This is a genomic window from Pseudoalteromonas sp. NGC95, assembly GCF_015864705.1.
In the GTDB taxonomy this organism is placed as follows: Bacteria; Pseudomonadota; Gammaproteobacteria; order Enterobacterales; family Alteromonadaceae; genus Pseudoalteromonas; species Pseudoalteromonas arctica.
The window spans coordinates 85440-103593 of sequence record NZ_JADYWR010000012.1; the positions used below are offsets into that span (position 1 = coordinate 85440).

General features: G+C 39.3%; 21 protein-coding genes and 1 tRNA gene. 4 read left to right on the top strand and 18 right to left on the bottom strand.

Annotated elements, in window-relative coordinates; translation table 11 throughout:
- Positions 1-333: 333 nt before the first annotated feature.
- Positions 334-2097, top strand: a complete 1764-nt coding sequence (locus tag I6E70_RS12485) for a lysophospholipid acyltransferase family protein (RefSeq protein ID WP_197188841.1) — start codon at positions 334-336, stop codon at positions 2095-2097.
- A 107-nt stretch (positions 2098-2204) separates the two neighbouring features.
- Here the strand turns inward: I6E70_RS12485 and I6E70_RS12490 are convergent, their stop codons facing one another.
- The 3 genes from I6E70_RS12490 to I6E70_RS12500 form a co-directional block, all read right to left on the bottom strand.
- Positions 2205-2909, bottom strand: coding sequence for an NRDE family protein (locus I6E70_RS12490; RefSeq protein ID WP_197188842.1), 705 nt, complete (start codon positions 2907-2909; stop codon positions 2205-2207).
- A gap of 1 nt (position 2910) precedes the next feature.
- On the bottom strand, positions 2911-3462 hold the full coding sequence (locus tag I6E70_RS12495) for a hypothetical protein (protein WP_231620110.1): 552 nt from the start codon (positions 3460-3462) through the stop codon (positions 2911-2913).
- Between the two features lie 196 nt (positions 3463-3658).
- Positions 3659-3733 (bottom strand) — tRNA-Arg (locus I6E70_RS12500).
- A gap of 246 nt (positions 3734-3979) precedes the next feature.
- Here I6E70_RS12500 and I6E70_RS12505 point away from each other — a divergent pair.
- Positions 3980-4162, top strand: a complete 183-nt coding sequence (locus I6E70_RS12505; protein WP_007587299.1) for a hypothetical protein — start codon at positions 3980-3982, stop codon at positions 4160-4162.
- A 3-nt stretch (positions 4163-4165) separates the two neighbouring features.
- On the opposite strand, the gene I6E70_RS12510 is transcribed toward I6E70_RS12505, so the two are convergent.
- The 3 genes from I6E70_RS12510 to I6E70_RS12520 all read right to left on the bottom strand — a co-directional run bounded on the left by I6E70_RS12510 (position 4166) and on the right by I6E70_RS12520 (position 6040).
- Positions 4166-4972, bottom strand: a complete 807-nt coding sequence (locus tag I6E70_RS12510; protein WP_197188843.1) for a phosphotransferase — start codon at positions 4970-4972, stop codon at positions 4166-4168.
- A gap of 3 nt (positions 4973-4975) precedes the next feature.
- The gene (gene pnuC / locus I6E70_RS12515; protein ID WP_007587303.1) at positions 4976-5593 is read right to left on the bottom strand and encodes a nicotinamide riboside transporter PnuC; all 618 of its coding nucleotides are present in this window, start codon (positions 5591-5593) and stop codon (positions 4976-4978) included.
- 195 nt (positions 5594-5788) lie between these two features.
- Positions 5789-6040 (bottom strand): hypothetical protein, encoded by a 252-nt coding sequence (locus I6E70_RS12520; RefSeq protein ID WP_007587304.1) that lies wholly within the window; start codon positions 6038-6040, stop codon positions 5789-5791.
- Positions 6041-6147: 107 nt separating this feature from the next.
- On the opposite strand from I6E70_RS12520, the gene I6E70_RS12525 reads away from it, so the two are divergent.
- On the top strand, positions 6148-6387 hold the full coding sequence (locus I6E70_RS12525; RefSeq protein WP_007587305.1) for a DUF2960 domain-containing protein: 240 nt from the start codon (positions 6148-6150) through the stop codon (positions 6385-6387).
- Between the two features lie 19 nt (positions 6388-6406).
- Here the strand turns inward: I6E70_RS12525 and alr are convergent, their stop codons facing one another.
- The 9 genes from alr to rpsF form a co-directional block, all read right to left on the bottom strand.
- Positions 6407-7486: an alanine racemase gene (alr, locus tag I6E70_RS12530; protein ID WP_197188844.1), complete on the bottom strand. Its 1080-nt coding sequence runs from the start codon at positions 7484-7486 to the stop codon at positions 6407-6409.
- Entirely contained in the window at positions 7486-8865 is a 1380-nt protein-coding gene (gene dnaB, locus I6E70_RS12535; RefSeq protein ID WP_007587308.1) for a replicative DNA helicase, read from the bottom strand. Before dnaB ends, alr begins: the two co-directional genes overlap by 1 nt.
- Before the next feature lie 113 nt (positions 8866-8978).
- Positions 8979-9917, bottom strand: coding sequence for a DUF4097 family beta strand repeat-containing protein (locus tag I6E70_RS12540; protein ID WP_007587309.1), 939 nt, complete (start codon positions 9915-9917; stop codon positions 8979-8981).
- 9 nt (positions 9918-9926) lie between these two features.
- Positions 9927-10409 carry a hypothetical protein gene (locus I6E70_RS12545; protein WP_197188845.1) on the bottom strand — a complete coding sequence of 161 codons (483 nt, stop codon included), beginning with the start codon at positions 10407-10409 and terminating at the stop codon, positions 9927-9929.
- A complete protein-coding gene (locus tag I6E70_RS12550) occupies positions 10396-10944 on the bottom strand; it encodes an RNA polymerase sigma factor (RefSeq protein ID WP_197188846.1) in 549 nt (182 codons plus the stop codon). Before I6E70_RS12550 ends, I6E70_RS12545 begins: the two co-directional genes overlap by 14 nt.
- Positions 10945-11163: 219 nt before the next feature.
- Positions 11164-11616: a 50S ribosomal protein L9 gene (rplI, locus tag I6E70_RS12555; protein ID WP_002962755.1), complete on the bottom strand. Its 453-nt coding sequence runs from the start codon at positions 11614-11616 to the stop codon at positions 11164-11166.
- Positions 11617-11651: 35 nt separating this feature from the next.
- Complete coding sequence (rpsR, locus tag I6E70_RS12560; protein ID WP_007378475.1) at positions 11652-11879, bottom strand: 30S ribosomal protein S18; 228 nt, start codon at positions 11877-11879, stop codon at positions 11652-11654.
- Between the two features lie 12 nt (positions 11880-11891).
- Positions 11892-12209, bottom strand: coding sequence for a primosomal replication protein N (priB, locus tag I6E70_RS12565; RefSeq protein WP_004588456.1), 318 nt, complete (start codon positions 12207-12209; stop codon positions 11892-11894).
- A gap of 43 nt (positions 12210-12252) precedes the next feature.
- On the bottom strand, positions 12253-12594 hold the full coding sequence (rpsF, locus tag I6E70_RS12570) for a 30S ribosomal protein S6 (RefSeq protein ID WP_007378473.1): 342 nt from the start codon (positions 12592-12594) through the stop codon (positions 12253-12255).
- A gap of 378 nt (positions 12595-12972) precedes the next feature.
- Here rpsF and I6E70_RS12575 point away from each other — a divergent pair, with 378 nt between their 5' ends.
- On the top strand, positions 12973-14172 hold the full coding sequence (locus I6E70_RS12575; RefSeq protein WP_197188847.1) for an alpha/beta hydrolase-fold protein: 1200 nt from the start codon (positions 12973-12975) through the stop codon (positions 14170-14172).
- 282 nt (positions 14173-14454) lie between these two features.
- Here I6E70_RS12575 and I6E70_RS12580 read toward each other — a convergent pair whose 3' ends face one another.
- From I6E70_RS12580 to pepP, 3 genes are read right to left on the bottom strand one after another with little or no spacing between them, the layout of a single operon-like run.
- Complete coding sequence (locus I6E70_RS12580) at positions 14455-15624, bottom strand: FAD-dependent monooxygenase (protein ID WP_197188848.1); 1170 nt, start codon at positions 15622-15624, stop codon at positions 14455-14457.
- Entirely contained in the window at positions 15621-16808 is a 1188-nt protein-coding gene (gene ubiH / locus I6E70_RS12585) for a 2-octaprenyl-6-methoxyphenyl hydroxylase (protein WP_024592240.1), read from the bottom strand. The genes I6E70_RS12580 and ubiH overlap by 4 nt, the downstream gene beginning before the upstream one ends.
- Before the next feature lie 15 nt (positions 16809-16823).
- Entirely contained in the window at positions 16824-18146 is a 1323-nt protein-coding gene (gene pepP, locus I6E70_RS12590) for a Xaa-Pro aminopeptidase (protein WP_197188849.1), read from the bottom strand.
- Between the last annotated feature and the right edge of the window lie 8 nt (positions 18147-18154).

Sequence of the window (18154 nt, forward strand, 5' to 3'; positions counted from 1 at the left end):
TAAGGAATATGTACCTTAAATATCATTAATTAAGCCTAAAAGTCTAGTTTTTGAGTTGTAAGTAGTTATATATAACTAAAAGCATTATTTACAGCCCTATTTGAGCTGCATTGTAATTCTGATTATTTTACTTTTTAATAATTAAACACTTTCATCTCAACTACACTAAATTGCTTATCACTAAAAAGCAGGTGATTTAACTATAAAATTTATCTAATCATTATAAAAAAGCGAACTTTATTAACCTTTCTTGAACATAATATTGTTTTGCCTCGGTCTCAATATACACAGCACTTAATAACAACTGCTTTAAATTCTTAAGAGTACTAATATATGACAAAACTAAACCACCCCGTATCAAACCTAAGTGTGGCTGCAATAAACACAGCCTCGCCTTTGGGTCATATATTAAAAGTAGCCGCTCCACTACTCGATAGCTTATTAGGTATAAATAAACTGCGTGATATATACCTCTCTAATAATTTATCGGGTTTAGATAAGCAGGAGTTTAGTGAAAAGCTTTTAAATGTATTGGGTATTAATGTACTTGGCGCACAAGGTGTTATTAACAAAATACCTAAACAAGGCCCTTGCATAGTAGTATGTAACCACCCTTATGGCATGATTGAGGGCGTAATAATTGCCAAATTACTCACCCATTATCGTAGCGATACTAAAGTAATGGCTAACGTTGGTTTAAAAATATTTACAGAAATTAAAGATTATTTTATTTTTGCCAATCCGCTAAAACCAAAAGCAGCTATTAATACCAGTGCAATTAAACAGTGTTTTAAACATGTAAATAACGATGGTTTACTTGTGGTTTTTCCTGCTGGCAGGGTTTCGTTTTTTCAATCAAAAAAACAACGTGTAACCGACGGTCAATGGAATCGCTTAGCGGCTCAACTAGCCTTAAAAACACAAGCCCCTTTATTACCTGTGTTTATTAGTGGTCAAAATAGCCCTATGTTTTACAATTTGGGACGTATTTACTACCGATTTAGATTATTAATGCTAATACGTGAATTACTTAAAATTCAAAAAAGGTCCATTAATTTAGGTGCTGGTAATTTACTTACACCCAAGTTATTAAATAAGTTTGAGAAAACTGACGACATTAACGATATTGCGCGCCTGCTTTGCTATTTAAACGATGAACGCTTTGTAACACCTTGGCAAGAAGATGCCCAGTCAATGCAACTAAAAGCGATTATGCAGGATGTCGATAAAACAAACATGACGAGTGAACTTGCTAGCTTACCAAGCGAGCAGCACTTATTAGACTTTAAAAGTTACTCCGTTTATTACGGTTATCAAGATCAAATACCTAATTGTGTTGCTGAAATAACACGCCTTAGAGAAATAACCTTTCGTACATTAAACGAAGGAAGCGGCGAGCCATGTGATACCGATAAGTTTGACGCAACCTACATGCATTTATTTATTTTTGATCATAAAAATGAAGAGATCATTGGAGCTTATCGAATTGGACAAACTGATTTATTACAAAAAAATAGCGACGTGAGCGCCCTTTATTTATCGCAAATGTTTAATTTTGAACCCTCTTTTATTAATCAACAACAGCCGTGCTTGGAAATGGGTCGCTCGTTTATAGTTCAAAAACATCAAGGCAGTTACCATGGCTTATTACTGCTATTTAAAGGGATCGGTGCGTTTATGGCGCAAAACCCACGTTATAGGACTTTATATGGCACGGTTTCATTAAGTAAGCTTTACGACCCTCGTTCTGTCGCAATTATTGACCATGCTATGGTTAATAATAAACAAGGTGTTAGCGCCAATACGCCTTTTAATAATAAAATTCATCCAGAGTTTGAAGACTTCATTAATGATCACACGTTAAACATAGATCATGTATCAACATTGGTTATGGGAATAGAAGAAGATAAAAAAGACATACCGATTTTATTAAAGCAATATCATAAGCTAGGCGCTCAATTTCATTGTATGGGAATTGACAGTAACTTTAATCACACCCCAGGATTACTTTTAAGTGTGCACCTACCAAGCGCGCCTGAAAAGCTACTTAAGCTCTATCTTGGCGATAAAAAAGATGGTTATATAAATCACTTATAATTTTTATCGCTGTATTAATACAGCAGATGAAAATAGAGCAACAAAAAAGTCGACGCAATTAATTGCGTCGACTTTTTTAGTTATGTAACAGCTATAAAAATATTTAGTTAAGCTGCAGCCACTTTTAAACAACTAATGCTGCTAATGAGCTGAGACTGCTTATCAAAATAATTAAAGCGTATAGTGTTACCAACTTTAATATGGCTAATACTGACTGTCATTGCATCTTCTCTTTGCATATTTACACCATATTGACCCTGCTCGGCTTTGCTGTAATGAAATGCTAAAAACTGCTCACTTGCAGGATATCTTAAGTCAATAAATTGCTTAAATTGTTGTTTACGCTTTTGTGTAACTGTTTCTAGCTCAACGCCAGATGACGTTGCAAGCGATTCAACTTGGCAATCGATTAATTGTTTTGTGTCCCATCGAACAAAAGCGATGTGACCATTATTTAGCGATAATTTATCCGGAAAAATACACAATTTAAAAGGCGCGTAACCCGATAAATCCATATTTTTTAATTGAGACAATGCAGGGGTATTATTGCTTAGTAAATGCGGGATTAAGAGGCCTCTGCTGTGCTTTACGGCAGTTATATCAAATGCACTTTGATAATCGTTTAATAAAGCTAATGTTTGCCCCCAATGCGATACACCAAGCCAAGTACCACCGCCTTGCGGATCGATAGGGTAAATTGCGTTATCTGTGTGCTTACTCGGGGCGATTGCCATTTCTCGCGTTTTTTGTTCATCACGATTAAAAAACAACTCGTAGCCATCATCAGTTAGGAAGTAACTTAAAGTGCACATATTAACTTTGCAGTGATTTTAATTGGCTTTGTTGGCTTTTTTCTCTCAAAAAAGTGGCTGTACTTGGTGCTAACCCAAAGTTCTGGTCGAATGATGCTTTTTGTGCAAAGGTAATTTGTGAAATCATCGCATAGTGATGTACTGCATGGCTTCCTACAAATATAAGCTCTCGTGCTAATGAGGTTGTTACAGTTTGTACATTTTTACTTTTAATTGATACTTCGCTTGAAAGTAACAGCGGTTTATTAAAATCATCTGTACTTAGCTGTTCAATCCACGATGCTATCTCTGCAATTTTTTTTATAGCTTCACAGGGGTTACTTTCAATATTACTGCCGCGTAGGCGACTATCGTAATCAATATTATTTATACCAAAGCCCGTCATTAAAGATTGGTAATGATCGATAATGTGGCGCATATGTGACCCAGCTGAACTAATGAAATTAGGAGCAACGATTTGCGAATAATCCTCTTTAGTTACACTTTCAAGATAAGCATGTCCTTGAGCGAGTATTTCTAACTGACTATTTAACATTGAATCGGTTTTCCTCATTTATAATTTCGTCGTATATGCATACATAACGTTAGATAACATTTTGAATAATGCAATTTTGCATTGTATAAATAACTAGAAAGCTGTTCTTACAATAAAATTTCAAAATTTATGCAGTAATACATTTTTAAATACAAAAGTAATTAATGAGAAGCTAGATAATATAGAGGGGAATATTAGTAGATGTAAAAGCAAATGGCGCTCTCGGTAGGGATCGAACCTACAACTCAGCCTCCGGAGGGCCACGTGATATCCATTTCACCACGAGAGCACATTTGTTGCCGCCACACCAACTCGCGATATCAGTGCTTTAGCATCAGCAATGATAAAGAGATCTTTAAATAAATACCAGTAACATCAGCTTATATGCTTATTAATTAAACTCTTTTAAATAAAACACTTCACAATGGCTTAAAAACACGCTATTTATTCTTATTGAATAGGAAACAGTAACGGTTTAGTAACATTGAAACTATGATTGTCGCTGTGCGGATGGATTTAATACGAGGAAATAATGATGAGTTTAATGTCTACTGAGCAAGTTGCTGAGTTTTTAGGTGTAAAAGTAGAGCGTGTAAAACGTCTCTCTAGAGAAAGTTTATTAATTGCTAAATCAGAAGATGAAAATGGTGAACCACAATTTGATACAGCCGAAGTAACAAAATACAAAGAGCTCGCCGAGCGCTTTGGTGGTCTTTAACATCTATAAAAAAGTATTATTAACGAGTTTAGTTAGCTGCGCGCGTAACATTACAGATTTACTAGTTATGCTGCGCTCTTCATACCAGCCAATACATAACACTAAAAAAAACAGCTTATAGTAATTCAGCTTATCCATTGAAGGATTAAACGTTTTTGTTTTATCGATACTATTTTTATAGTTATTTAACAATGCACTTTCACTGCTCTCATTAAGATTAAAGCTCACTGCAAGGGCTGCCAAATCAAAATACACATCATTAGTTTGTGCATATTCAAAGTCAATTAAATACATGCCTGAAGCATTTACAATAATGTTATCTTTTACTAAGTCGTTATGACAAAAGCCTGCATTAAATGACATAGCTGCAACGGCTTTGAGTGCCTTCTCTATTTGAGGTTTATATTGCGTATAGACGTCGGTGCTTTGATAAAAATGAAGCTCTTTAGCTATATCCATTGGCGCGGTAGACACTTTGTAATTGTGCACTTGAGCAAGTTTATTAATAAAGCTAAGCGTTATATCCGATTGCGCGCTCTTGCCTTCAATATAATTAAACACCGCACGACCGTTTTCTTTATCAAGCCAAATAGGCGCAGGACATATATTAAAGTCGCTTAAAAAGCGCTGCGCTTCAAGGCCGTCACTTGGCCAATGGCTTTTATAACACTTTAACAAATACCCTAGTTGCTCGGTACGTATTAAAAAGTTATCGTTACTAAAGCCATTAAATAATCGCTCGCTTGAAACAATGCTTGTAGGCTCTATAAACGCACTACACATTTTTACTAACTGAGTATGCTCAATCATTGATTAAAGCTGTGCTAGAGGCTTAGCTTGGCTTTGTTCGTACTCTTCGTACCAAGTTTTAAAGCCCCACGCTGCCATAATGGTATAAAATATAAAGAGTGCTAGCGTTGGGTAATAGCCTTTTTCATAATATAAATACATAGAAGCGGCATCTATTACAATCCAGTACAGCCAGTTTTCGAGGACTTTTTTAGCCACTAAGTAAGTAGTTACTACGGCAAAACACGTTGTAAAACTATCAAGATAAGCAAAATCGGCATGAGTATAGTTTTGCATAACGTAACCAATAACTATTGCAGCTACGGTTGTTAAACTAATTAAAACAGCATGACGGTTTATCGACCACGATGTAATATTTAAATTTGCAGCTTTGCCTTTACGCCATACAACCCAGCCAAATACAGCCATATACATATAATAAAAATTAAGTAATGACTCCATAAGTAATGCGCCATTCCAGTACATTATTGTATAAATGAGCGTGCTAAAAAATGCCGCTGGCCAACACCATAAGCTTTCTTTTATTGCTAATAATAAATAAGCCATCGACAACCCTACCGCAATATATTCCCAATGCGACATTGCTGTAAAACCACTTAAGGTTTGTGTTAAAAAGTCCATATTATGCAGTTACCGTTTAGTTGTGCCGATTGTTATACCAGTCTGCTTATATACGGGGTCTATTTAACGTTAAGAAAATTACGCTAGAACTAGGCAAAAATTTTTGTATCTAGTTGTTCTAAATAAAAAATTTTTAACGACGTTATAGTGCAATTTAATTCGTTAAATTGATCAAAGATTTATGCAGGNTATAGGTTATTCAGGCGATAAGTCGCCAGAGAGAAACTTACATACAAAAATAGCTTTACCAAATTCTTCATATGAACGTTTAATTTCGGTATTTAACACCTGCATTACTAAATCGTAATCACCAAAAATTTGCGTTGATAACGTGTTAGTAATCACTTTTAAATCATCGTATTCGTTTAATCTGTCAATAAAGCCCTGAATAAACGGGATATAATCTTGGTGAAGTGGGTATTTACTGATCTCTACTGATAATTTCATTTTTGACTCTTTATTTTAATTACCGATTACAACAAGTCATTCAATGCTAGAGCCGTTATTAAATACAGTGTAAAATCGCTGCAACACTCAATTGAAATGAGCTTAATATGGCACGTAGAATAACCTACAAATATAAAAACGAACCGCGCGAGATTAATTTCGCTAAAGATAAATACCACGACATGTATCAAGCAATTGCTGCCGCCGAAGGTATTGATCTGACTAATTACTTAAGCATGGTACAGCAAATAGAAATGACCTCAAAAGGGTCTGCTTCTGTTCGTAACTTTCGCGACCAAGAATTTGCCCGTATGGGCTTTAGCGACGTTTACTTTATAAAAGAGTAAATACCGCTTTATAGCTGTATTAACGCTGATACTCATAACTTACGCGCGGTGTAATATTACATAATAGCTCGTAAGGGATAGTATCAGCGCATAATGCTATTTCTTCAACTGGTAGCTCAGGGCCCCACATAGTGACTCTGTCGCCCACTTTAATATTGTGCTCATTAGCGCCTATATCTACGCTAATCATATCCATAGCAACACTGCCAACAATACCATAACGCTGCTTACCAATTATTACTGGTGTGCCCTCTTTAGCGTGCCGGGGATAACCATCGCCATAGCCCATAGCAACAACAGCTAACTTGGTTGGTTTATCGCTTTTCCAACGCCCGCCATACCCTACCGCCTCATTGGCTGGTACATTACGCACTGCAATTACGCGCGTAGTTAAGCGCATAACTGGTTTTAATTTATGTTGTTGCCCAATACTATTTGCCATTGGCGATACGCCATATAGCATAAGCCCAGGGCGTACCCAATCACCATGGCCGCTCGGCCACGCGATAATACCGGCAGAATTTGATAAACAATGTGCTTGCTCAATGCCATTCACTAAGTTATCAAATAACGTGATTTGTTGAACCGTCTTAGCATTATCAACATCATCAGCACACGAAAAGTGGGTCATTAAATTAACGGTATTTTTAGCGTTAGGTGTTTTTTGTAAGCGATTATAAAACTCTTCAAACTGCTCTGGCGCAATACCTAGTCGATGCATACCTGTATTTACTTTTAACCAGCATGTTATTGGCGCATCAAGCTTTGCTTTTTCAAGCGCGGCTAATTGGTATTCATCATGAATAATAGTTTGAAAGTTATTAGCGAGTAAAATAGGTAAGTCGGCTTTGTTAAAAAAGCCTTCTAGTAAAACTATTGGCTTTGTTAAGCCCCCAGCTCGAAGGGCAAGCCCTTCATCTATACGCGCCACAGCAAATGCGTCAGCATTATTTAAATGCTGCGCAATCGTTACTAAACCATGCCCGTAAGCATTTGCTTTTAGCACCGCCATTACTTTGCTGTTAGGTGCAAAGCACTTAACTTGCGCTAAATTATGCGCAAGTGCAGCTAAATTAATTTCAGCAGTGGCTAAGCGCATTAGTAATCGTCATCTACCGCTGGTCCCGCGTAATTATCAAAGCGAGAAAATTGACCTTGGAATGTTAAACGCACTTTACCAATTGGGCCGTTACGTTGTTTACCTATGATAATTTCGGCAATACCTTTGTCAGTACTGTCTTCGTTATAAACTTCATCACGGTAAATAAACATGATTAAATCGGCATCCTGCTCTATCGACCCCGACTCACGTAAATCTGAGTTAATAGGACGTTTATCGGCACGTTGCTCTAGCGTACGGTTAAGCTGCGAAAGCGCAACAACCGGACATTTTAGCTCTTTTGCTAGTGCTTTAAGTGAACGTGAAATTTCAGCAATTTCGAGCGTTCGGTTATCAGCAAGGCTTGGTACACGCATTAACTGCAAGTAATCGACCATGATCATACTAATACCACCATGGTCGCGGGCTATACGCCTTGCACGTGAACGAACATCGGTAGGTGTTAAGCCCGATGCATCATCAACGTACATTTTACCTTTTTCCATCAACAAGCCCATTGTTGATGAAAGTCGTGCCCAATCGTCATCATCTAATTGACCAGTACGTACCTTAGTTTGGTTAATACGGCCAAGAGACGCTAACATCCTCATCATAATTTGTTCTGAAGGCATCTCTAGAGAGTAAATTAATACTGGTTTGTCTTGAGTCATTGCAGCATGTTCTGCAAGGTTCATCGCAAAGGTGGTTTTACCCATAGATGGACGCGCTGCAACAATAATTAAGTCAGAAGGTTGCAGGCCTGTCGTCATTTTATCTAGATCGGCATAACCTGTACTTACACCCGTAACACCATCTTGTGGTGATTGATAAAGCTCTTCTATTTTATCAACGGTTTTTTCAAGGATGCTATGAATGCTTTGCGGGCCTTCATTATTTTTTGTTCGTTGCTCAGCTATTTTAAACACTTTGCTTTCGGCAAAATCGAGTAAGTCGTGACTGGTACGTCCTTCGGTATTAAAACCCGCTTCTGCAATTTCGTTCGCTACGCCAATCATTTCACGTACAACAGCACGTTCGCGTACAATACTTGCGTAAGCGTCAATGTTAGCAGCACTTGGCGTGTTTTTAGCTATTTCTGCTAAATAAGCAAAGCCACCAATTCCTGCCAGTTTATTATTTTTTTCTAAACTTTCAGAAATAGTGATTAAATCTATCGGATCGCCAATCTCAGCAAGTGCCGTCATCGCTTCAAAAATTAACTTATGCGTGCGGGTATAAAAATCCTGTGATACAACAAGTTCAGCTACGCGGTCAAACGCTTGGTTATCAAGCATTAAGCCACCTAAAACAGATTGTTCAGCTTCTATTGAATGGGGAGGAACTTTAAGTGTATCGACTTGCTTATCTGGTTTGGCCATAACTTCACAGTAGTAAAATTGAATGGCTCTATTCTATCGACTTGAAGGGGCTGTGCAAATAGAAAAGCAGGAAATCTTTTCCTGCTTTTTGTAATCGTGAAGGTGAATGAGCGTTATTTAATACGAAGCTCTATGCGTCCACTAATTGTATCCATTTCAACATTAGCATTACCGCCATTAATGCTAAATTCTAAATCACTGGCTGGGCCGTATTTAGCTTTACTGACTTTATCGCTAGTAACTTTATTAATGATTTTGCCATTAGCGTGCGCTTTAATTTCAAAATTTGCAGATACGCTGTCAGGAAAGTAAAAATCACCATCGCCACTTACCGATTCAAAACGTACATCACCGCCTTTTAAAAGCTCTTTAATATGTACTTCGGCTTCGCCATTCACCGTGTTAATACGTAAGTTTTTAATTGACGATAGCGTAAAATCTATATCGCCATTTACATTTTCAAGGCGCACATCATTGGCGCTTGAGGTTGATTTAATATCGCCATTAACAGCGCTAAAACGTAGTTCACCACTTGATTTTCTATCGTTAATTTCGCCATTTACGGTTTCAAATTGAATATTACCACTTAGGTTTTCTGCATTTACATCACCATTTACGGTGGTGAGCTTAATGTTGCCAGTAATATCATCTACCGTAATTTCGCCATTAACCACATCAACTTCAGCGCCATTTTTTAGCTCTTTCGCAGTCACCGATACATTAACGCCAGCAAACTCTAAACTACTGCTTTTAGGCATAAATATGGTTAGGCTTGAGCCATCGCCATTATTACTCCAATTTGATTTACGTGGCATTTTTACAATAAACTGAGTTTTATCGCCATTTGTTTTAAGCTCATAACCCTCGGCTTTGTCATCAAGCTCGCCAGATACTTTAAATTCGTTTTTATCCCAGCCTGTAATATGTATATCACCGCGTTGGTTTTCAATAAAAATAGTGCCGCCACTTGGTACGTCTATTTGCTTATCTATTTTTTCACCCGCTAATACCGCCAACGGAAATAAGCTCAGTCCTAATAAAATCGCTTTCATGTCGTACTCCTAAATGTGCTGCCAACGTGGCGCGTGCACCTTGTTAATTAAATCAAGTTGTTGTTGATATATTTGCGCTAACATTGTTAGTAGCGCTTGGTTTTGTGGCTCATTTTCAAGAACTTGCTTTATTGCTTGCTCTGCGTTTTCAAGCTCTTGTAGCTGCGTTTGCCAGTTAGTGGTCAATGCTTCTTTATTTTCATATTCAACCAACAAACTGTTTTTTTGCGCCGAAAAGTAATCACTTATAGCCACTACGGGTTGTGGCTTGGGCGCTATAACAAATAGATTTACAGCAATTAAAGCAGCTAATGTGCAGGCAGCTATTGCTGTTAGTTTTGGCCAAATAGCAGTGCCTTTTAGGTCCTGCTTATTACTAACCATTGCTCGCTCAATTCCCGCCCACAGGTCTTTTTGTGGCGTAATGTCTTTATCAAGCGTGTTTAATGACTCATTTAAATAGTCGTCAAAATTTGGTTTATTCATTTTCATACCACTCTTGTAGTAGCTGCCTAGCACGATGATATTGCGACTTACTTGAACCAACAGCCATACCTAACTGATCGGCTATTTCCTCGTGCCTGTAACCTTCGATTGCAAACAACACAAACACCATACGTGCGCGCTCAGGAAGCCTTACTATTAATTTATCGAGACCATTTAAGCCTTTGCAGTCATTAGCTGATTGCTCATCCATACCGCAGTGTTCAATGCTCACAACTTTTTGCAGCCAATTTTTTTGCTTGCGTAAGTAGTTAATCGCAACATTACTGGCAACGCTGTAGAGCCAAGTAGAAAACTGCGAGCGACCGTCAAATTGCGCTATTTTACGCCATACCTGTACAAACACTTCTTGGGCTGCATCTTCAGCATGCGCTTGGTCCGCTAATAAGCGTAAACATAAACCGTAGACTCGTTTTATATGTAACTCATAAAGCGTTGTGTATGCGCATTGATCACCTGATTTAATACGCTCAATGAGTTTAGCTTCGCATAAAGGCGTTTGTTCGGGTTTAACGTGTAACATCCGTGATGTCGCCTTTTAATTATTATTATTGAGTTAGTGTATTGATAAGTTAGACGTAATAACAGTTCGAAAAGGTTTAAAGGGAATGAAAAAATAATCGAATAAAAAAGGGGCTTATACGAGGTTGTATTTAACTGTGCCCTTAACTAATAAAGTTAGCCAAATTACAGACACAAAAAAGCCGTGCTAATAGCACGGCTTTTGTCGCTTAATTAAAAATTAAGCTTCAGCGATTACGATTACTTTAATAGTAGCCGTTACGTCTGAGTGAACTGAAATTGATACGTCAAATTCACCTGTCTCACGGATAGTACCTAGAGGCAAACGAACTTCTGACTTAGCAACTTCAACACCAACAGCTGAGATAGCGTCAGCGATGTCACGAGTACCGATTGAACCGAATAACTTACCTTCGTCACCAGCTTTAGATACTAATGTAACTTCTGCTAATGCTTCTAGTTTTTCAGCGCGTGCTTGTGCAGCAACTAACTGTTCAGCGATTTTCGCTTCAAGTTCTGCACGACGAGCGTCAAACGTTTCAATGTTAGCTTTAGTCGCAGGAACTGCCTTACCTTGAGGGAAAAGGAAGTTACGTGCGAAACCAGATTTAACTACAACCTGTTCACCTAGGCTACCTAGGTTAGCGATCTTATCTAGTAGAATAACTTGCATGTTTCTACACCTTTTAAAAACTGTTAATCCGCTGCTTACTTATGTAAGTCAGTGTATGGAAGAAGGGCTAAGTAGCGAGCACGCTTAATAGCAGTTGCTAGCTGGCGCTGAAATTTAGCGCTAGTACCTGTGATACGGCTAGGTACGATTTTGCCACTTTCTGTAACATAGTTTCTAAGAGTAGCTAGATCTTTGTAATCGATTTGTTTTACGCCTTCCGCTTTAAAGCGGCAGAACTTACGACGTCTGAAATAACGTGCCATGAGATTAATTCCTCAAATAATTCTTTCTATATGCTGAGCATGCAAAACCAATTGGCTAAGGCCGTTACGACCTTCGTGGCGATTTAAAAAACCACTCACTTGCAATGCCTGCCCAACGTGCAAATGTTGAGTCTGTTGTTGCATTTGCTTTCCACTGGCAACTACCTGAAGCCTCACGTAACTATTACGGTTAAGATCTGCTTCGGTTTGCATCGATTTATGTTCTACAACAAAAATACAATGCGGGATGCCAGCAGGGCTTTGGCTAAACTTGGGAGTTTTACAAACTACCCCAGATATAACCAGCTGATTCATATATGGGCTAACCATTATAGTAACTGCTGATTACATGCCATGCTAGGACTCAAAACAATTAAGCAGCTGGTGCTTCTTTCTTCTCTTCTCTTGCAAGAGGAGACGCTTCAGTTTCAGCAGTTTTAGTGCGGATAACTAAGTTACGAAGCACTGCATCGTTGTAGCGGAAAGTAGTTTCTAGCTCGCTGATTACTTCAGTTGGTGCTTCAACGTTCATAAGAACATAGTGAGCTTTATGAAGCTTGTTAATTGGGTAAGCCAATTGACGACGGCCCCAATCTTCAAGACGGTGGATAACACCACCAGCTTCAGTGATAGAACCAGTATAACGTTCGATCATACCAGCAACTTGCTCACTCTGATCTGGGTGAACCATGAATACGATTTCGTAATGACGCATGGATATTCCTTACGGTTAATAGAGCCTTCTACCGTTTCGGCCGGTCGGTTTAAGGCAAGGAATTAATAGTTTAAAAGCCGAAATGAGCGCGCATTTTACGCTTAGACGGATAATTAAGCAAGCAGGTTTTTTTAAGCTTTTATAGATAAGAGTTAAAAGGTAATTATTACGAGCTTCGCTCGTCGCGTCAGCAAGCTGCTCGCCTACCGAAAAAGTTAAGCACAGAGTGCAATGTCTCTTGTAGAAGCCGAGCTTACTCGCGTGAAAAGCGATAGCTTTTAATTGCTTAAGCTTTATGTTTACCCCGAAAATATAAACATTTACTCAAGCTTAAAGCCGTGCAATTATTAAGCAATACATTATTAAATAAGGATATTTATGAAGCTCTTACTATCGCTTGTATTAATACTTACTTTTAGTACACCATTTTTAAGCCACGCAAAAACCAATACAACTGACATAACCGTTGGTAAAAAAGTCATTCTGCAGTCAAAAATACTTAACGAAGACAGACCCATTAAAATTTTCATACCTGACACTGTAAAAGACGATCAGCCGCTTTATGTTATTTATTTACTTGATGGTGTTGAGCACTTTCATACGACGTCTGGTGTTATTAAATCCCTTGTTGATTACGAGCAGATACCTAACGCAATGCTCGTTGGTATTGATACAACTAACCGTGTTCGCGATTATTTACCCAAAGTAGAAGGCGAGCCTAAAACAGAGTTTCAAACTTTTGTTAAAAACAAATGGCCTGACGCAGGGCAAACCGACAAGTTTTTAAAGTTTGTGTCTGATGAACTCATGCCTTATATAAACAGTAATTACTCAACTAACGGCTACAACACCTTAATTGGCCACTCTAATGCAGGTACTTTGGCGCTTTATACTTTAGTTAATCAGCCTGAGTTATTTAATAACTATATAGCTATAAGCCCAAACAGTTGGTGGAGTGATGAGGAATTAAAAAATAATATTATAAAATACACTAAAAACCCTAAAGGTGATCAGGCGTTATTTATTAGTGTAGCAAGCGAAGGAGCACGCTTTTATACAGGCGTATTAAATACTTTGGTAAATTTAGAACAACAAACGCCCTCGCAGCTTAAATGGGAATATAAGCATTACCCCGCTTTTACTCATATGGGCACCATACTACCAGCGCTTAGCGATAGCCTAATTCACTTATTTAGCGACCTAATATTTAAGGTTACTGACGAGCACGGAAAGTTTGCTGATGTATCGCTCATTACAGGTTATTACCAAGCACTTAGTGATAAGTACGGGTTTGAGCTTAAAATTCCACAAGATGTTTATGTAGAGTTTGCTCATAGCCAGCAAAAGTTTGGTAATACAGCTAAAGCTATTACCACGCTTAAACATTTTACTACCGATTACCCAAATGCAACTTATTCTCACATGCGTTTATCGCAAGGGTACACTGCAGACAAACAGTTTAAAGAAGCCGTTACCAGCATGAAACACGCACTCGAGCTTGCAAAAGAAAACAAAAAAGACCCGCTGTTAATTGATGCGCTCAAAGATATGGTGAATGAAGCACAAAAGAATTTGTAGCTCATTTAACGCAAAGCGCTTTTTAACTAACGATAGTAATTACGAGCTACGCTCGTCGCGTCAGCAAGCTAAACGCCTACAGGTAAGATTAAGCTCAGTGTTAAACTTTGCATGTAGACGCCGAGCTTGCTCACGCGAAAAGCGTAGCTTTTAATATGTTCAAAACTATTTTAAAACAAAAAACCGATGTTTAAACTAAACATCGTTTTTCTTTGACTGAAAGCTGGCAGCTAAAACTACTATTTTTCTCGTTGGGTTTCGTTCCACTCTTCCCAACCTACGTTACTTTCCTATCGCTTCTTTGGCGAACAGGTGCTTGATTGGCCCAAGATTATCAACTAATGATAGCCCTACTCCACGAATAAGTTTTTTAACTGGGTTTGCACCTTCAAATAGCTCTTTTAGCCCTTGCATCATAGCTATGTGCTTTTGTGCATCGAGCTTACGAGTGCGCTCGTAATCGCGCAGTGTGCGAGTGCTTGCAAACTCCTTGCTGCTATCGCTTGTTAAAAGCTCAATTAAATAAGCCGCATCTTTTAGGCCTAGGTTCATACCAAGCCCTGCAAGTGGATGGATTGTATGTGCAGCATCGCCAATGAGTACCACTTTGCCTGAAACCCATTGCTGGGCGTAGCGCATTTTAAGTGGGAAAGCAGTGCGCGCACTTTGCACTTCACACAAGCCGCATTGGCCATCTATGGCAGCCATTACGGCTCTATTAAAGGTGTTATCATCCATAGCAAGGAGCTCATCGCAGTGGTTTGGGCTGGTAGACCACACTATTGAATGGGTGTTGGCATCGCTCAGTGGTAAAAATGCGAGTGGGCCTGTTGGTAAAAATACTTGGCGTGCGGTGTTTGCATGTTGCTCTTTAGTTTTAACCGTCGCGACTAGCGCATGGTGATCGTAATCTTTAAAGCTAAGCGCCATATTAAATTGTTTACGTATAGCTGAATTTGCACCGTCAGCGGCCACCAGCAGTTTTGCAATAATTGGCTCGCCGCTTTTAAGCGTTATAAATACATCAGATTCGCTTTGATGTATTTGCTGATACTGCGTATCAAACATTAGTGTTGCACTACTTTGTTGCTCTAGCTCTTTTATAAGCGCGTAGCGAATAATGTCGTTTTCAACAATGTGGCCTAAATGTTCAAGCTCAAGTTGCTCGTTATTAAACGCTATTTTGCCAAAGCTGTCGGCATCACGTACATCCATATGCGTATAAGCGCACGCTCGCTGTGCGATAATTTCGGGCCATACATTTAATTGTTCAAGCAAGGTTTGACTTGCAATGCTTAACGCACTTACGCGCAAACCATATTCGTCAGTTGGTAACGCTTGTGTTGGTGCGCCGTCGAGTACAACGACGCTTATATCGGCTTTTGCCAATCCAAGTGCTAGTGTTAGCCCTACACAGCCGCCACCTACAATACAAACCTGTGCTTGCTTCATAAACGCCTACCTTGTTTAACTTGCCCCATTAACTGTTTGGCTAATGGCGCTTTTAATGCGGGAAATAAATCCATCGAAAACAACCCAATACTGCGCCCCAATGCGAGCACTCGCGATGAATTCGAAAAAAGCCTAACAAGTGCATCTGTTAAACTCATTACTGTTTTTATATCATCACTGCGTTTTTTTGAATATTCACGTGTAAACGCATAGCTGCCTAAATCGTGCTGGCTATCTGCTATTAAATTACTAAGTACTTGTACGTCGCGAAGACCTAAATTAAAACCTTGCCCTGCAATAGGATGAATAGCATGTGCAGCATTACCAATAACCACTGTACGGTGCGCAGTTAAAGACTCAACTTGCCCGTAAACGAGCGGGTAACTCGTGCGCATGCCTACTTTAGTAAATTGACCACCGCGATAGCCAAACGCGCTTTGCAGGGCACTTAAAAAATCTTGTTCACTGAGTGCCATGTATTGTTCAACCTGCTCTTGGCGCATACACCACACTAACGAATAACGGTTATTGCTCATGGGTAATAACGCCATAGGCCCGTTTTGTGTAAAGCGCTCAAAGGCATGATTATTATGCCCACCAGCCACTTCTACATTAGCAATAATAGCGCCTTGTTCATAAGGCAGGGTATTAAAACCAAGCCCGAGTAAATTGCGTGTGGGTGATTGTGCGCCATCAGCAATAACCAATAGTGCTGCATTTAATTGCTCGCCGCTTTGTAGGGTGAGTGTATTGCTATGCAGAGTTTTCTCGATGGCAGTTACGCTATCGGGGCACAAAAGCGTAATATTTGACTGTGTTAAACGCAGGTGGAGCGCTCGGCCAAATGGATTTACTTCTACTACGTAACCAAGTGAGGGCTTAGCAAATTCGTCGCAATTAATGTGCGCTTTGCCAAAGTGGCCTCTATCAGACACGCTCACTTTTTTGATTGCTGCGGTGTAAGGGGCATTTTGCTCAAATAAATTGAGGCTTTGTAAATACTCTACCGATTGCTGAGCAAGTGCAATGCTTCTGTCGTCAAAGCTTGGGTGGTAGTCGCCGGTTACTTGATTCGCTTCTACAACGGCAATATTTAACGCGGGATTAGTTTTAGCCACACTTAATGCGCAGCTTGCTCCCGCTAAACCACCGCCAATAATAACTACATCAAACTGCTTAGCCACTTTACTCTCCGAGCTTTATACGTTTTTAGCACTTTGCATAAGTGCTTCTATATCGCTAATTTTTTTAGGTACGCTTAGGGTCAAGTTTTCATGGCCGGTTTCGGTAACTAGCAAGTTATCTTCGATACGAATGCCAATGCCTTTGTATTTTTGCGGTGCGCTTGAGTCTTCGCTTATATAAAGCCCTGGCTCTATAGTGAGTACCATACCCGGCTCAAATGCCCGCTCAGCGTTATTTACTTTGTAATCGCCAACATCATGTACATCTAAACCAAGCCAATGCCCAAGCCCGTGCATGTAATATTCTTTACACGCACCTTTTGCCATTAGCTCGTCAAAGTCGCCAATTAAAATACCTAAATCAAGTAAACCTTGGGTCATTACTTCCATTGCACGTTTATTAGCATGCGACATAAACCCGCCGGGTTTTACTTCATCAAAAGCAACTTCTTGCGCTTTAAGAACAATATTATAAAGCGCGGCTTGCTCTTCGCTAAATTGTCCATTTACTGGAAAAGTACGGGTGATATCGGCGGCGTAACCTTGTAGCTCGCAACCGGAGTCTATAAGTACCAGGTCGCCATTTTTTAATACGTCGCTATTTTGCGTGTAATGTAAAATATTGGCGTTGTCGCCACTACCAACAATTGTGCCGTATGCAGGGTGCGGCGCACCATTCATAGCATAATGATGATGCAGCTCTGCCTCTAGCTGAAATTCAGTAGCTCCGGGGTGCGAATAACGCATAGCGCGCATGTGCCCTCGCGCACTAATTTCACAGCCTTCTCGCATAACATCTATCTCGCTTGGCGATTTAAACAAACGCATTTCATGAATAAGGCCGCGTATTTCTTTTAAATTACTCGGTGCTTTGAGGCCTTTTCGAGAGCCACTTCGAAGTGTACCTAGTAACGAAAACACTTTGCTATCAAATGAAGGGTAAGCACCTTGTGCAAAATAGAGCGCATTTTTTGCATTTAGCATATCGAGTGTTTTACCGTTTAATTCACTTAGCAGGTAAGCTTCATCAAACAGGTAGTCACTTTTAGCTTTATCAAAGCCAACTCTGCGGCCATGCCAAATTTCTGCAAGCTTGTCTTTATCTAGGCAAAATAAAGTACTGGGTGCATCGCTGTTATTACAGAGTACAAGTACGGCGTCGGGTTCGTTAAAGCCAGTTAAATAAAAAAAGTCGCTATCTTGTCTAAATGCATATTCGGTATCGCGGCTGCGCGTAACTTCGCTCGCAGCGGGAATAATAGCAACGCTATTTTCATCCATTTGAGCAAGTAAGCGCTCGCGACGTGCTTTAAACTCTGACTTTTTTACTTCAACCATTATTAACC

Excerpts from the sequence above, each read along its gene's own strand:
- I6E70_RS12485 (WP_197188841.1), top strand. The coding sequence starts at position 334 with ATGACAAAACTAAACCACCCCGTATCAAACCTAAGTGTGGCTGCAATA.
- I6E70_RS12490 (WP_197188842.1), bottom strand. The coding sequence starts at position 2,909 with ATGTGCACTTTAAGTTACTTCCTAACTGATGATGGCTACGAGTTGTTT.
- I6E70_RS12495 (WP_231620110.1), bottom strand. The coding sequence starts at position 3,462 with ATGAGGAAAACCGATTCAATGTTAAATAGTCAGTTAGAAATACTCGCT.
- I6E70_RS12505 (WP_007587299.1), top strand. The coding sequence starts at position 3,980 with ATGAGTTTAATGTCTACTGAGCAAGTTGCTGAGTTTTTAGGTGTAAAA.
- I6E70_RS12510 (WP_197188843.1), bottom strand. The coding sequence starts at position 4,972 with ATGATTGAGCATACTCAGTTAGTAAAAATGTGTAGTGCGTTTATAGAG.
- pnuC (WP_007587303.1), bottom strand. The coding sequence starts at position 5,593 with ATGGACTTTTTAACACAAACCTTAAGTGGTTTTACAGCAATGTCGCAT.
- I6E70_RS12520 (WP_007587304.1), bottom strand. The coding sequence starts at position 6,040 with ATGAAATTATCAGTAGAGATCAGTAAATACCCACTTCACCAAGATTAT.
- I6E70_RS12525 (WP_007587305.1), top strand. The coding sequence starts at position 6,148 with ATGGCACGTAGAATAACCTACAAATATAAAAACGAACCGCGCGAGATT.
- alr (WP_197188844.1), bottom strand. The coding sequence starts at position 7,486 with ATGCGCTTAGCCACTGCTGAAATTAATTTAGCTGCACTTGCGCATAAT.
- dnaB (WP_007587308.1), bottom strand. The coding sequence starts at position 8,865 with ATGGCCAAACCAGATAAGCAAGTCGATACACTTAAAGTTCCTCCCCAT.
- I6E70_RS12540 (WP_007587309.1), bottom strand. The coding sequence starts at position 9,917 with ATGAAAGCGATTTTATTAGGACTGAGCTTATTTCCGTTGGCGGTATTA.
- I6E70_RS12545 (WP_197188845.1), bottom strand. The coding sequence starts at position 10,409 with ATGAAAATGAATAAACCAAATTTTGACGACTATTTAAATGAGTCATTA.
- I6E70_RS12550 (WP_197188846.1), bottom strand. The coding sequence starts at position 10,944 with ATGTTACACGTTAAACCCGAACAAACGCCTTTATGCGAAGCTAAACTC.
- rplI (WP_002962755.1), bottom strand. The coding sequence starts at position 11,616 with ATGCAAGTTATTCTACTAGATAAGATCGCTAACCTAGGTAGCCTAGGT.
- rpsR (WP_007378475.1), bottom strand. The coding sequence starts at position 11,879 with ATGGCACGTTATTTCAGACGTCGTAAGTTCTGCCGCTTTAAAGCGGAA.
- priB (WP_004588456.1), bottom strand. The coding sequence starts at position 12,209 with ATGGTTAGCCCATATATGAATCAGCTGGTTATATCTGGGGTAGTTTGT.
- rpsF (WP_007378473.1), bottom strand. The coding sequence starts at position 12,594 with ATGCGTCATTACGAAATCGTATTCATGGTTCACCCAGATCAGAGTGAG.
- I6E70_RS12575 (WP_197188847.1), top strand. The coding sequence starts at position 12,973 with ATGAAGCTCTTACTATCGCTTGTATTAATACTTACTTTTAGTACACCA.
- I6E70_RS12580 (WP_197188848.1), bottom strand. The coding sequence starts at position 15,624 with ATGAAGCAAGCACAGGTTTGTATTGTAGGTGGCGGCTGTGTAGGGCTA.
- pepP (WP_197188849.1), bottom strand. The coding sequence starts at position 18,146 with ATGGTTGAAGTAAAAAAGTCAGAGTTTAAAGCACGTCGCGAGCGCTTA.